Annotated in this window: 11 protein-coding genes; 7 read left to right on the top strand and 4 right to left on the bottom strand. The window is 54.2% G+C overall.

Annotated elements, in window-relative coordinates:
- The first annotated feature begins 124 nt into the window (after positions 1-124).
- Positions 125-1,273, top strand: coding sequence for an MFS transporter (locus K5Y30_RS18145; protein ID WP_370634216.1), 1,149 nt, complete (start codon positions 125-127; stop codon positions 1,271-1,273).
- Between the two features lie 88 nt (positions 1,274-1,361).
- Positions 1,362-1,784: an NUDIX hydrolase gene (locus tag K5Y30_RS18150; protein WP_222212617.1), complete on the top strand. Its 423-nt coding sequence runs from the start codon at positions 1,362-1,364 to the stop codon at positions 1,782-1,784.
- Here the strand turns inward: K5Y30_RS18150 and K5Y30_RS18155 are convergent.
- Positions 1,781-2,242, bottom strand: a complete 462-nt coding sequence (locus K5Y30_RS18155; RefSeq protein ID WP_222212619.1) for a GNAT family N-acetyltransferase — start codon at positions 2,240-2,242, stop codon at positions 1,781-1,783. The genes K5Y30_RS18150 and K5Y30_RS18155 overlap by 4 nt on opposite strands.
- A 43-nt stretch (positions 2,243-2,285) precedes the next feature.
- Positions 2,286-2,981 carry a B3/4 domain-containing protein gene (locus K5Y30_RS18160; RefSeq protein ID WP_222212621.1) on the bottom strand — a complete coding sequence of 232 codons (696 nt, stop codon included), beginning with the start codon at positions 2,979-2,981 and terminating at the stop codon, positions 2,286-2,288.
- Between the two features lie 43 nt (positions 2,982-3,024).
- Between K5Y30_RS18160 and K5Y30_RS18165 the strand changes: the two genes are divergently transcribed.
- The gene (locus K5Y30_RS18165; protein WP_222212623.1) at positions 3,025-3,627 is read left to right on the top strand and encodes a helix-turn-helix domain-containing protein; all 603 of its coding nucleotides are present in this window, start codon (positions 3,025-3,027) and stop codon (positions 3,625-3,627) included.
- Here the strand turns inward: K5Y30_RS18165 and K5Y30_RS24970 are convergent.
- A complete protein-coding gene (locus K5Y30_RS24970; RefSeq protein ID WP_370634217.1) occupies positions 3,624-3,815 on the bottom strand; it encodes a hypothetical protein in 192 nt (63 codons plus the stop codon). The two genes, K5Y30_RS18165 and K5Y30_RS24970, sit on opposite strands and share 4 nt — an antisense overlap.
- Here K5Y30_RS24970 and K5Y30_RS18175 point away from each other — a divergent pair.
- Entirely contained in the window at positions 3,814-4,308 is a 495-nt protein-coding gene (locus tag K5Y30_RS18175) for a helix-turn-helix domain-containing protein (protein WP_255606701.1), read from the top strand. The genes K5Y30_RS24970 and K5Y30_RS18175 overlap by 2 nt on opposite strands.
- Here K5Y30_RS18175 and K5Y30_RS18180 read toward each other — a convergent pair.
- Positions 4,305-4,727 (bottom strand): DUF2000 domain-containing protein, encoded by a 423-nt coding sequence (locus K5Y30_RS18180; RefSeq protein WP_222183173.1) that lies wholly within the window; start codon positions 4,725-4,727, stop codon positions 4,305-4,307. The genes K5Y30_RS18175 and K5Y30_RS18180 overlap by 4 nt on opposite strands.
- A 267-nt stretch (positions 4,728-4,994) precedes the next feature.
- Here K5Y30_RS18180 and K5Y30_RS18185 point away from each other — a divergent pair, with 267 nt between their 5' ends.
- From K5Y30_RS18185 to K5Y30_RS18195, 3 genes are all read left to right on the top strand, one after another.
- Complete coding sequence (locus tag K5Y30_RS18185) at positions 4,995-5,456, top strand: Lrp/AsnC family transcriptional regulator (RefSeq protein ID WP_222212625.1); 462 nt, start codon at positions 4,995-4,997, stop codon at positions 5,454-5,456.
- A gap of 289 nt (positions 5,457-5,745) precedes the next feature.
- Positions 5,746-11,718 (top strand): autotransporter outer membrane beta-barrel domain-containing protein, encoded by a 5,973-nt coding sequence (locus tag K5Y30_RS18190; RefSeq protein ID WP_222212627.1) that lies wholly within the window; start codon positions 5,746-5,748, stop codon positions 11,716-11,718.
- Between the two features lie 244 nt (positions 11,719-11,962).
- On the top strand, positions 11,963-12,880 hold the full coding sequence (locus K5Y30_RS18195; RefSeq protein WP_222183179.1) for an ABC transporter substrate-binding protein: 918 nt from the start codon (positions 11,963-11,965) through the stop codon (positions 12,878-12,880).
- Position 12,881 lies beyond the last annotated feature (1 nt).

Here is a 12,881-nt window from a genome sequence, read left to right on the forward strand (position 1 = left end):
CGAAAAACGCGCCATTTATGGCGACCACATTACATCCCCATTTGTTGCTTTGTGCGCATGGGCTTTTGCTGCTGCGAAAAGTATCTTAACGTTAAGATACTTTTAATGAGCATGGAGATGCAAAGTGAATCGTACTTTACCCGCGGTTGGGATGTTTGCCTTACTGGTTTTTGTTATCGCACTGAATTTGCGGCCGATTATGGCAGCGATGGGGCCGTTGTTTCCGCTACTGCAGCGCGACGCGCAACTCAGCGCTACGCAGCTTAGCCTGCTCACCACATTGCCGGTAATCATGATGGGATTGGCTGCGCTGGCCGGGCCGCTGCTGTTGCGCCGGCTTGGCGAAGTGCGCGGTATCGCTGCCGGATTGCTGTTGCTAGCGCTGGCGAGCGTGGCGCGTGGATTCGACCAATCTGCCACCGCATTGATTATCAGCGCGTTGGTGGCGGGTTGCGGTATCGGATTAATTCAGGCCTTGATGCCAGCGCAGATCAAACGTCACTTTGGTGCGAAAGCAGGCACGCTGATGGCGCTGTTCACCACCGGGATTATGGCGGGCGCAGCGATTGCCGCCGCCAGCGCCGCGCCACTGGCGAATGCGCAAGGATTAACGTTAACGCTGGCAATTCCTGTTGTCCCCGCAGTCATCGCGCTGTTGCTGTGGTTGACGTTTTCACGCGGCGTAACGCCAATGCAAAGTAGCCAGGCTCCACGCACTGCTCGCTCACCGCGTGCCTGGCTGTTGATGATCTTCTTTGGCATTGGCACCGGCGCGTACACCTTGGTGCTGGCGTGGCTGCCGCCGTTTTACATGCAGCACGGCTGGCAACCTGAACAAAGCGGCTACGTGCTGGGCGCGCTCACGCTGACGGAAGTTGCCGCGGGTTTTGTGCTATCGGCGTTGATTCATCGCTTCCGCGATCGTCGCCGTCCGTTGCTGGTGGTGTTAACTTCGATTCTGCTGGGCTTGATCAGTCTGCTGTGGCTTGGCGGGGCGCAGGCGTGGCTGCCTACATTGCTGCTTGGGTTAGGCATTGGCGCGCTGTTCCCGCTCTCGCTGATCGTCACGCTCGATCACGCGCGCACGCCGGAAGAGGCGGGCACATTGCTCTCCTTGGTGCAGGGCGGCGGTTATTTGCTGGCGGCGTTGATGCCGCTGATCGCTGGCATCGTGCGTGACCGCGCCGCCTCGCTGGATAGTGCGTGGATAATCATGAGCGTAGGCATTGTGTTACTAATGCTAATGGCGCTGCGGTTTAAACCTCAGCGGTAAACGCGCGGCACAGAATGTGATAAAACGTGGGGCAATTTTTTCACGTAGGGTCGTCATTTATGACGACCTGGCAAAACAAGGAGCAACGATGTCACCACAAGTGGGAATCGGCGTTTTAATTTTCCGCGACGGCAAATTGTTATTGGGACAACGCAAAGGCAGCCACGGCGCGGGCGACTGGTCTGCGCCGGGCGGTCATCTGGAGTTTGGCGAATCGCCGGAAGCCTGTGCGCGTCGCGAAGTGCTGGAAGAAACTGGCTTACAGCTGGGTGAACTGCAAAACGGCGCGTTCGTTAGCGATGTGTTTCCCGAGGTCAACAAGCACTACATTACGCTACTGATGGTGGCGCAGGACGCAATCGGTGAACCACAACTGATGGAGCCTGAAAAGTGCCACGGATGGCAATGGTTCGCACCAGAGAATCTGCCGCAACCGCTGTTTGCGCCGCTGCGCACATGGATGGCACGCGACGGATTGGCGGCGCTGCAGGCGTTGGCAAAATCGACTTAGAGCACCAACTTCATCACCGTAACATCTTCATCAGCAATCTCGCGCTGCTCCACATCCTGCCAGCCGAAGCGGCGATAGAGCGCTTGTTGATCCGGCGTATACAGCCACAATGCGGTAATCCCACGCTGACGCGCTTCGGTAATTAAGCGCGTCACCAAGCCACTCGCCAATCCTTTACCACGATGTGCTGCGGCAGTAATGACTTCGCCGAGCCAAAACTCGCGCTCGGCGATATCGTGCAGTTCGTAATGGATAATGCTGGCGGTCGCCAACAATTCGCCATCGCTTGTGGTGGCCACCAGCGTCAGCGTTTTGGCCTCGGCGGCATTGCGCGCCTGTAATCGCTGCTCAATCACTGCCGCATCGCGCCAGTTGGGGAAATCCGACCATTCTTGATGCAGCATTTGCGTCACCGCATCCAAAAACTGTGGCTGTTGTGCCAGCAGGCTGATGTGCATTCCGATTCCTAAAAGGTGGCAGGCGAGAGTGACAACATAGCGATTAGTGATTGATATTGCCAAGTAAACTGCGTTCGATAATAGCGCCGGGCATCATCTGCTTAATACCTTGCTCCAGCATATCGCCCGCATGTTGCAATGCTTCGAGTGGCATCGCCGGTAATCGCTCCAGCACAAACCACATCTGCGTTTGCTCAATACTGAGACGCGTGCGCACACCTTGTCGCCAGTTCCAGCGACGACAAGTTACGCCTGCGTCATCCCGCCACACCACTTCGCCAGGTTCGGGAGATTCATGGCTCAAGACGCCTTCTTTATAGACATCGAAGGGTTCGCTGCCATCGGCGCGCGTCAGCCGCGGGTTCCCCACGTAAGCGGCCACATTCTCACCACCAACCGGAATGGCGAAACGAATGCTCACCGCATTGTAGAGATCCACGATTGGATCGATGGCTGCCATTGATCCGTCGCGCTGCACGCGCTTGCGCAAGGCATCTGCCGAACAGGGCGTACGTTTCGGTTTGGCACCAAAATGTTTGAACATTTCCGTCCATTGCGTCAGATGTGCTTCAGCCCACGGAAAATCATCCTGCATCATATCGCGACAAGCTTGCGCTAAGGCTTCCCCACCAACTTGCGGACGCAACACTGGTGCAGCCTGAACTAAAATGCTGAGCGCGGTAAAGTCAGGCGCTAAAGCAGTAACGGAAGGATCGATTGACGGGCGAAAGGCGAACATAACATAATCCTTTAATGACTAATTTATTCCATGATAGTGACCGATGAAGATGAAAGTCAATAAAATGACCGAAACGGGTTCTGATATCGACTATGTCAGCGCCGCCGTTTCAATCAGCGTCAAAAGCTACCGCCAACAGCAAAAACTGTCGCTGGATGAGCTTTCACGCCGTGCGGGCGTCAGTAAAGGCATGTTAGTTGAGATTGAAAAAGGCAGCGCGAATCCCAGCATCGCCATTTTGTGCAAAGTGGCGGCAGCGCTGGGAATATCGGTGGCCGATATTGTGAATGTCACCGCCAATCCGCTGGCGCATCTGGTGGCTGAAGAGGACATTCCGGTGCTGTGGCAAGGCGACAAGGGCGGCACGGCGCGTTTGCTGGCCGGCACGCAAGGGCCGGATATGATTGAGCTGTGGCGATGGAAGATGTTTCCCGGCGAACAGTTTGCCTCGCCGGGCCATCCGCAGCGCACTTACGAACTGCTGCATGTTGAGCAGGGTGAGCTCACGCTGAAGGTTGACGAACAGCATTTGCAGGTACCCCGCGGCAGTTCAGCAGTGGCGAAAACCGCTGCACCGCACAGTTATGCGAACCTCGGCGAACTACCGCTGGTTTTCACCATGGCAGTCGCCGAAATTCACAGTTAATCCACTTCGTTCGCCAGCGCCACCGCATCTTCACCGGCTGGAATGCGCATCGGAGCATGCGGATCGGTCGCCGCACGCCACACCGCTTCCGCCACATCCAGCGCCTTGGTGGTCGGTTGTGGCTGCTGCATCGCGCTGAACACGCCATCTAACAGCGGCTGATACGGCTCAAGCTGGGTGTTCTCCATGCGCGGCGAATCGCGCCTGACCACGCTTGTGCAGTTGGTGATGGATGAATGCCGCGCGCAGCGACCGGCGCGTCATGTGGTGCTGGAACGCTTACTGGAGCTGCTATTAATTGAGGCGCTGCGATCGATGCCGATTTGTAATGCGTGTCCTGGCGTGATGAGCGGGTTAGCTGACGAACGGCTGGCGGCGGCAATCCGCGCCATCCATGCCAATCCTGCGCACAGCTGGACGGTGGCCGAACTGGCGAAAGCCGCCGCGCTGTCACGTTCCTCTTTCTTTGTGCGTTTCCGCGAAGCGGTTGGCGTGGCGCCGATGGTCTACTTGCTGACGTGGCGCATGGCGCTGGCGAAAAATTTGCTGCGCGGTAAAAGCATGGCGGTGGCTGAAGTGGCAGAGCGCGTCGGCTATCGCTCCGCCAGCGCCTTCAGCGTGGCGTTCAGTCGCTACGTCGGCCAGCCGCCTGCGTGGTTCGCCGCCGAAGAGGATGTTTAGCGATACAGCTTCAAATTGCCGGTTAAACGGGTAATTTTCTTCTTTGGACCGATCAAACCGATCGCCACCAACTCGATCTGATCGCTGTGCGCGGCAGCAATACGTTCGCCATATTCTTCGTACGTTTTACAGGATTGCGCCAGCGCGCTGAACGGCATCGCAAAAATCTCACTATCCGCGCCGCTTATTTGCTGCAACTCGCGCAGATAATTGCCGTCCGCCAATAACACCGGCAGCGGCGCGTAGATGACGCCGGGATAATTAACGCCATCCAGGCTTTGCTGCTCCGGCCCCACCAAATTTCCTATCAATTTTCCAAAACTAATGCCGATAACGCTGACAGCGTTCATCGCCAATCCGGCGGGCAGTTGCTGATCAATCACGATGGTGCAGCGATGGGTGTTTGCGTCGAAATTCATGATTCAGGCTTCACTTTGAGTGGGTTATAGGTACGCGGTTCTGCGAATAACGCTGGTATTTCCGGTGCGCATTAATGCGCACCCTACGCCGTAGGGTCGCCATTCATGGCGACCTGGCTACATCCGCGCAATGATTCTGACGGCAATCATCAGACAAAAAGTATGCCGCAGCCCTAAAGGAAAGTGCTTTCTGAATACGTTGCAAAAGGAATGGATTAGGGATAAAAAATCCCTTAATCGCTAAACAAAGGAAAGGATTTTCCATTTATGAGCTTAAGCAAGACAGATATCAAAATCCTCCAGCAGTTGCAGCAGGACGCGCGCATCACCAACCAACATCTCGCCGACGAAATTGGCCTCTCAGCATCCCCAACCTGGCGCAAAGTACGCAAGCTGGAAGAGGACGAAGTGATTCAGGGTTATCGCGCGGTACTTAATCGAAAAAAGATTGGCCTTAATGTGATGGTGTTTGTACGCGTCACCATTGATAGCCACAGCGAAGCCGAAGCGCGTAAATTCGAACAAGAAGTGATGGCGCTGGATAATGTGGTTTCCTGCTACAGCATCGGCGGCGATGCGGATTTTTTATTACAGGTGGTGGCGGCGTATATGGATGCTTACGCGGAATTCGCCATGTCGGTTATACGAAGATTGCCGGGGATAAAGGAGATGCAGAGTATGTTTGTGCTGAAGGAGATAAAGGGATTGGCGGCCTGGCCCTTAGGTTAATAATCGGCTCGATAATAAGGGGCATATCCCCCTATTTAAATAGGGTGCTGCATTAAATTAGATCCATCGTGTTATTTTATTCTTTTAGTTAAACTCCTAAATCCTCTCTCCCATCTCACAATTCCTTAACTCAAATTGGACGTTTTCCAGACAAAGCGTAGATACTCATTTCACCCGATTTCAAAAATCAAAAAGCTGAAACAAAATAATTCACTTACTTAAACAAACCTAAAGCGCAACGGTAATAAGCCGTGCGCGTTTTGTCTTTTCTCTGCATGAGGAAAACAACGTGTTTAAATTAAATCCGGTGTTACTGAGCCTTGTGGCGGCGCAAGGCGTGATGTTCCCTGTGTTGCCGACAACAGCAGCGATATTAAAGCCTTATACGCCTGAAATTAATGACAATAAGGTTGGTGCTTACTGTTTATGTAATGGCAGTACGCAAACGCTGAGCGGATTGCCGCGCTTTACGCCCGGCGAAAGTGGCGTAGGCAATGTGACGATTGGTGAATTGCGATCAATAGGCCGTATCATCAATGATAACGTCATTGGTGCGGAACGATTACAAATTGGACCGCAGAATTACACCATTGGCGTACTTGACCCAAATTATCATACCTATATCAATTATCAGGTGTTTAATAGCGCAGAACTGGTTGATTTATCTTCGGTTAATCTCGACACAGTGGTGCCAGATTATTTTGATGTTAATGACAAACAATATATCGATGCGCGTGTGGCGTCTGTTAGTAACGGGACCTTGAATGTCGATATTGGCAAGCACAATGCCGCAATCAATTCCTCCAGTAATAGTTGGTCGATGGCAGCGAAGCAAAGCCAGTTATTTACCGCCACTAAGAAAGGGAATTTAAACTGGAATTCAAACAACCGCATCACTTTTACCGCAGGCACCACGCCTTATGGTGGCGATCGTTTAGCTTACGATGTCGGCAACGTAGTGGAATATGCTGGTGAATTTAGCGTTGGCACTTACGATGGTGGGGTTACCCAATTCAACGTCACTAACCTCAGTGAGTTGCGCCAATACAATGACTGGCTGATCGAGCAACTTGCCAACGGCAATGTCATTACTGATAACTACAACACCGAATTTAACAAAGCCTTCAAACTGCGCGATGGCCGCGTGGTGTACCGCATGAGCACGAATAACTTCGATGATGAAGTGGCGTTGCCAATATTCGATCAAGTGGTACTCAGCGCTGATCGGCCAAAAGCGACAGTCAAAATCAATCGTGGCAAAACGCTCGAAGTGGTCAACAGCGATAGCGCGGTGATGCGCGCCAGCAACGGCGCGAAAGCGATTATCAACGGCAAACTTTCAAGCACCGGTTCGGGTTTGGAATTACTAAAGGGCGCTCGTGGATTCAATAACGGCGTCATCAACAGCGGCTTCCTAAATAACGCTGATGGCAACGGCGTGGATCTCAGCACTATCGGCAACGGTGGAACCGCAGTGAGCGCCGCGTATGGCAGCAAATTTATCAATCGTGGCGTGATCAATCTGCAACCCGGCGCGGGATACAGCGCGGGCATCACCACCTACAACAGTAAGGTAGTCAATCACGGTAATATTAATGTCGGCGTCAGCGACGTTTCCAACGGTGGCTCAGCGTCTGGCGTGATGCCGAGTAGTGATGGGCAAGGCAGCTTTGTGAACGCCAAAGACGGCACGATTTACATCGGACGTTCACCGCAAAATCGCAAAAGTGATGCCACGCAAGATGTCGCGGTCAACATGAGCGGTGGCGTTAACGGCATCTTGCAACTGCTTGATTCCAGCGCCATCAATAATGGCAATATTGTTATCGGATCCAAAGTGCAAAATGCCACAGGCATGCGCGTGGAACTGGCTCCGCACGCGACCACCATCAACAACGGCGTGATTGATATCAACGGCCAGGCGCAGCCCAATCCGGCAGAAAACGTTGGCATGTTGGTGCTCGATTCCGGCAGTCTCAGTAACAAAGTGATCAATGCCGGAGCCATCAATGTGAATGGCTTCAACAGCACCGGTCTCAAAGTCATCGCGCGTGATGGCAATGATTCAGAAGCATATTCCAGCGGTGCGATTAACGTTCTCGGCGATGGCGATCGCTACGGAACGTCGTATAACACGGCGGTTTGGGTGAAGGGTGATCCCGGCGGCACCGCGTACGCCAATCTTACCGGGCCGATTCGCCTCGGCGGCACCAACGGCATTGGTATTCGCGCGGAAGGCAGTGCCGCCATTGATGTCAGCGCCAATTCAATTCCCGTTTCCGTTCCCAGCTCAAGTCTGTTCACCGGGCGACAAATCAGTTTTTACGCCATTGGTCCCAACGCCAGAATCAATTTACCCGCCAACGGCAGCTATCTCTCATCGGTTTACGGCGGCACGATTTTCCGCGTTGAGGATGGTGCAGACTTCGACGGCACAGGCCGCACGCTCTCAATGACCAACAGCTTCGCCACCGGCGTGTACGGTAGCGGCCAGTACACTGACGTGAATACGAATGGCGGCACGTTTAATATTGCGGGCATGTATGCGCGTGGCATTGAAATTACCGATGGTGCGCAAGCCACCATTGATGCTAACGCGCGCATCAAATTGATTGGCGTCGGCGCGACGGCCGCCATTGCCGACGGCAATAAGTACAGCTTACAAGGCGAAGCCATCAATCCGGCAACCCAGTTCAATCCCGATACATTGTTGGTCAACCATGCGCCACTGAGCGGTGATGCTAACGATCAGGAAGCGCTGATCGTCAAAAATCAGGCGCAATTGATTAACACCGGCGACATCACTTTAGGTGGTAGAAACACCACCGGGATTCGTGCGGAATCTGGCGCGTTCGCCTTTAACCGTGGCGTAATTACCGTAACAGGCAACAGTACCGGCCTGTATGCCAATGGCGATCCGCAATACGGTGATGGGCAAACCTTGACGCAGATATTCAACAACGGTTTGTTAAACGTGTATAGCGTTGATGGCATGAACTTATTTACCAGCAAAGGCGTGGTGGCCTTTAATGAGCTGGCGCGGATCTACCAAAGCGGCACTATCAATCTTTACGGCACAAACGCGATGGCAGGATCGGTGTTTGCTGGCGGCTTGTTGGAGTTGGGAGATGGCAATAGCGTGGAGTTTCACGACCCCAACCAATTCGGTTTTCGTGCTGCCGATCCCGGAACGCGCTTGATCACCCACGGCGGCAGCATCTCTGTCGACAGCGACAACTCGCGCCTGTACGAGATCGTTAACGGTGCGTGGCTGGATGCCGCAACGCCGGGCAGCGTCGCGCTATATGGAAACAGCACCACCGGCATCGATGTCAGCGGTCCGGGCGCGTTGGTGTCCAGCACCGATAGTTACTTCACCACGGGCAAAAATGTCACCGTGCTGCGTGCCAGCGACAATGCAAAAGCGTTCGTCACCAGTAACATTGCGATGTACGGTGAAAACAGCAGGGCGGCAATCGCCAGCGGCGGCGGAACGCAAGTATCCGTCTCCGCACCCATCATCGGCAGCGCCGACAATCTTACCGCGTTTGACGTCAGTTCAGGCGCGCACCTGGTCAATCAGCAGCAAGGCTCGGTGAATTTCACCGGTTACAATAGCACCGGCGCGCGCATCTACAACGGCGGTCATTTGACCAACCGTGGCAGCATCTACGTTGCTTCCGGCATCGGCGTCGATGTCGGCAGCGGCTATAACCAATACGAGCCGATAAAAGGCCGGTTGCAGGTCGATGAAGGTATCGCAGCGGTGCGCGTTGGTAACGCTGGCTGGCTAAATATTGTCGGCGATGGGCAGGACGCAAGCACCATTCAGGCGCGAGGCGGTGCGGATGGCGTGCGGCTGGAGCCGGGTGCACGCGGCTTTGAAGCCAAAGACATAACTATCCTGACTTACGGTGCCAGCGCGATCAACAATATTGCCGAAAGCACCAATATCTCCCTGAAAAACGTGGTGTTGGATGTTTATGCTGGCAACGGTGTGCGTTCCGCGACATCGTTGGATCCTAACGGCAGTGTGCGCATCAACGTGACCAGCGGCACTGGCTACCTTTTTGAAAATGTCGATGGTGTCAGCACCACCAACAATCTGGTGCTGGGTAAAGATTACTCAATCATGGTGTCGGGCGACGGTACCGGTATTCGCGCTAACACCGACGGAAGAGTGATTTCTCGCGGCGTGATCGACATTCTCGATGCGGATGGCGGCTCGGCGATTGTCACCCGCAATGCCAGCCAGGTGATCAATCAGGGAACGATCAGTTCACAAAGTCGCGTGTCGCCGCTGATTGATCTGCGCGGCGGGCAAACGCTGTTCATCAATCAGGGAACCATCAACGCACCATTCCCGGATCAAGTGGTGGTGGCGGGCGGCGCGGGCAGTAATGTTATCGCGTTGCTCGATGGTTCGGTGGTCGGCGATGTGAACACCGGTAGCGGCAGCGATGAACTGGTGGTGACCGGCGGCACGCTGAACGGCAGCCTGACGATGGGCAATGGTGCGGCGAATCAGGCAACGGTGCAGAGAGTCAGCCTGGCCGATACCCGTCACATCACCACCGAAAACGGCGCTGGCAGCACGCTCAATCTCAGCGAACTGACGGCGCGCGGCGGCTCGTTTAGCCGCGATGATGCCAGCAAAGGCACTAACCTCGGCGCGGGCTGGAGCACGCTAAACTTCTTCGCCACCCAATGGACGTTAACCGACAACATCAAACTCGCGCACAGCACCATTAATATCGACGCCGGCAGTACGCTATTTGCCGGCGATAACGTCAATCCGCTGCTGCAAGGCGTGACCGATGATTCGCTGGTGGTAAATAACGCCGGTACGCTGGACCTCACCAACGGCGGCAACGCGGCGGCGAATGTTTTAACCATTGATGGCGAACTGGCATCGGCGGGCGGCAGCCTGAAACTCAATTCTACCGCCACGCAGAGCGACAACCTGCGCGTGAACGGCAATGTGTCGGGCACCACCTTGATCGACGATACGCTTATCGGCGGCCCGCAGCTGGACAGCAATCGCGACGGCGTGATTGCCGCCAGCGAAGGTGTGTCGCTGGCGCAGGTAACCGGCAGCGCCGGCACATCCAGTTTTGTGCTCAAGAGCGGCTATGTGGCGTCCGGCCCGTGGCAATACGGTTTAGCCAGCTTCGCACCGGGCAGTTCAACATCCGGTGCATGGGATTATCGGCTCGCTAATACCTTTGTCTGTGAAGACGGTTCGCTGTGCCAGCCACAAGGGGGTAGCAATCAGCGTGCCGCGCGGCTGGCCGTGACGCCGCAGGTGCCGTCCTACATCTCCGCGCCGGTTGGTTTGGCGTATTACTCGCTGTCGGTGACCGACGATCTGCATAAACGTCTCGGCGAACTGCGTCAGCAGCAAACCGCGTCCGATGCCGTGGGCGGCGAGATGTTTATCCGCTATCTCGGCTCCAATCTGAAATATCAAAGCAATCGCCGCTTGGCCGATTATGGCTACGACTTCGATCTGGATTACAGCGCGGTGCAGCTGGGCGGCAACGTACTGCGCGCCGATGGCCCACAAGACAGCCTGCGCGGTGGCGTGGCCTATACGCGTGGTAACACGCGCATTCGTCCTCACGCAGCCGACGGTTACAGCTCCACCAGCTTCGACAGCGACAGCATTTCGCTGTACGGCACCTGGCTGCGCGACAGCGGATTCTACCTCGATGGCTCGCTGAGTTGGGGTTGGTATCGCGGTAAAACCGACATCGCCCGGCAGAAAGAGGTGGCATCACCGAAAGGCAATGGCTGGACGGCGTCGGTGGAATCGGGCTATCCGTTCACCTTCGCCAACGGCGTGCGCCTCGAACCGCAGGCGCAAATCACCTGGCTGCAGATGAAGATGGATAGCTTCACCGATCAAGATCGCACGCGCGTGTCGTACAACGATTACGATCAAACCATCGGCAGACTCGGCGCGCGTCTCGATCGCACCTGGCTGGACGCCAGCCAGAATGCCTACACGCCTTACGTTCGCGCAAATTACTACAAAGGCTGGGGCGGCACCGCGAAAACCAAAATCGGTGCGGCGGATACTGAAGGCAGTCAAATCTTCGAAAGTGGCAAGTTTGGTCAGATGTGGGACGTTGGTTTAGGCGGCAGCGCCACGCTGAATAAGGACGTTGCGCTGTATGCCGAAGCCGATTACCGCAAAGAGATCGACGGCAACGGCGCCAAAGGCTGGCGCTATAACGCGGGCGTGAGGTGGTCGTTTTAAAATTTAGCGCATCAATGTGTTTTCTTCATATCGCCCATGCTGAACGCTTCAGCATGGGCGATATGCCCTATGCAGCAGCAATTATTGATTATTTCATTGTGAAATAAACATTTATCGCTATCTATATGCTGATTATGAATTTCATCCTTTTAACCCGATCTTGTATGGTACTTGAAAGGGTTTCAACCCCTTGCATTATAAGAATTAATTATTACTACTTCCTATTTTTCACCTGGGGTAAATCATGCTTAATATTAAATCTCTATTATCGGGAGCTATTCTATCGTCTGCATTATTAACGGCATCCGTTTATGCGCAGGAAGAGGCGGGCGTTGCGGCTAAATTTAATTTTCAGGTGAAACCTGATGCAAAATTACAGTCTTTATTACCGCAAGAGATCATTCAGAAAGGTTATGTGATTGCCGGAACCAATCCTAATACACCGCCCACCACGTTTTTCCTGGAAGATAATAAAACCTTATCCGGTCGTGACGTCGATATCATGAATGCGATTGGTCAGCGTCTGGGTTTGAAAGTCATCTGGAAAGATACCGGCGGCTTCGACAACATTATTCCAGGTTTAAAGACTGGTCGCTTTGATGCGGTGCTGTCTAATATTCGACCGAGCCAAAAACGTTTTGCACAAATCGACTTCGTCAGTTATTTCGACAGTTCACGTCAGGCGGTGATTTCGCGGAAAGATCAAAACGTGCCGCCGTTTACCCGCTTAACCGCACTCTGTGGCGAAACCGTCGGCGCGGGCGTGGGCACGGCGCAGATTGAGTTTCTTAATGAAGCCAGCAAAACCTGCGTCAGTGAAAATAAACCGGCGATCAACGTTGCAGTATTCCCGAGCCGTCCTGATGGCGTGGTTGCGGTATTAAGCGGTAGAACGTCGTTTTATTACGGTCCGTGGGAAGGGTTAGCGTATCAGGCCGCGCAGCTGAAAAATCTGGCAATTACAGGTGAAATCAGCGTGCAGGAACCACCGATGTCAATCGGATTACCGAAGGGATCGCCAATAGAGAAGGCGGTTCAGGCGGCGTTGAACTCGTTAATTCAGGATGGCACTTACCAAAAAATCCTCGATCACTGGTTCATCGGTTACGGTGCGGTGAAAGAAGCCAAACTCAATGAAGACGTGTTCGCTAAACAGTCATAGG

This window comes from Pantoea sp. DY-5, assembly GCF_019795955.1.
Taxonomy (GTDB): domain Bacteria; phylum Pseudomonadota; class Gammaproteobacteria; order Enterobacterales; family Enterobacteriaceae; genus Pantoea; species Pantoea leporis.

Coding starts and splice junctions, on each gene's coding strand:
- K5Y30_RS18150 (WP_222212617.1), top strand. CDS start 1,362: ATGTCACCACAAGTGGGAATCGGCGTTTTAATTTTCCGCGACGGCAAA.
- K5Y30_RS18155 (WP_222212619.1), bottom strand. CDS start 2,242: ATGCACATCAGCCTGCTGGCACAACAGCCACAGTTTTTGGATGCGGTG.
- K5Y30_RS18160 (WP_222212621.1), bottom strand. CDS start 2,981: ATGTTCGCCTTTCGCCCGTCAATCGATCCTTCCGTTACTGCTTTAGCG.
- K5Y30_RS18165 (WP_222212623.1), top strand. CDS start 3,025: ATGAAGATGAAAGTCAATAAAATGACCGAAACGGGTTCTGATATCGAC.
- K5Y30_RS18175 (WP_255606701.1), top strand. CDS start 3,814: ATGCGCGGCGAATCGCGCCTGACCACGCTTGTGCAGTTGGTGATGGAT.
- K5Y30_RS24970 (WP_370634217.1), bottom strand. CDS start 3,815: ATGGAGAACACCCAGCTTGAGCCGTATCAGCCGCTGTTAGATGGCGTG.
- K5Y30_RS18180 (WP_222183173.1), bottom strand. CDS start 4,727: ATGAATTTCGACGCAAACACCCATCGCTGCACCATCGTGATTGATCAG.
- K5Y30_RS18185 (WP_222212625.1), top strand. CDS start 4,995: ATGAGCTTAAGCAAGACAGATATCAAAATCCTCCAGCAGTTGCAGCAG.
- K5Y30_RS18195 (WP_222183179.1), top strand. CDS start 11,963: ATGCTTAATATTAAATCTCTATTATCGGGAGCTATTCTATCGTCTGCA.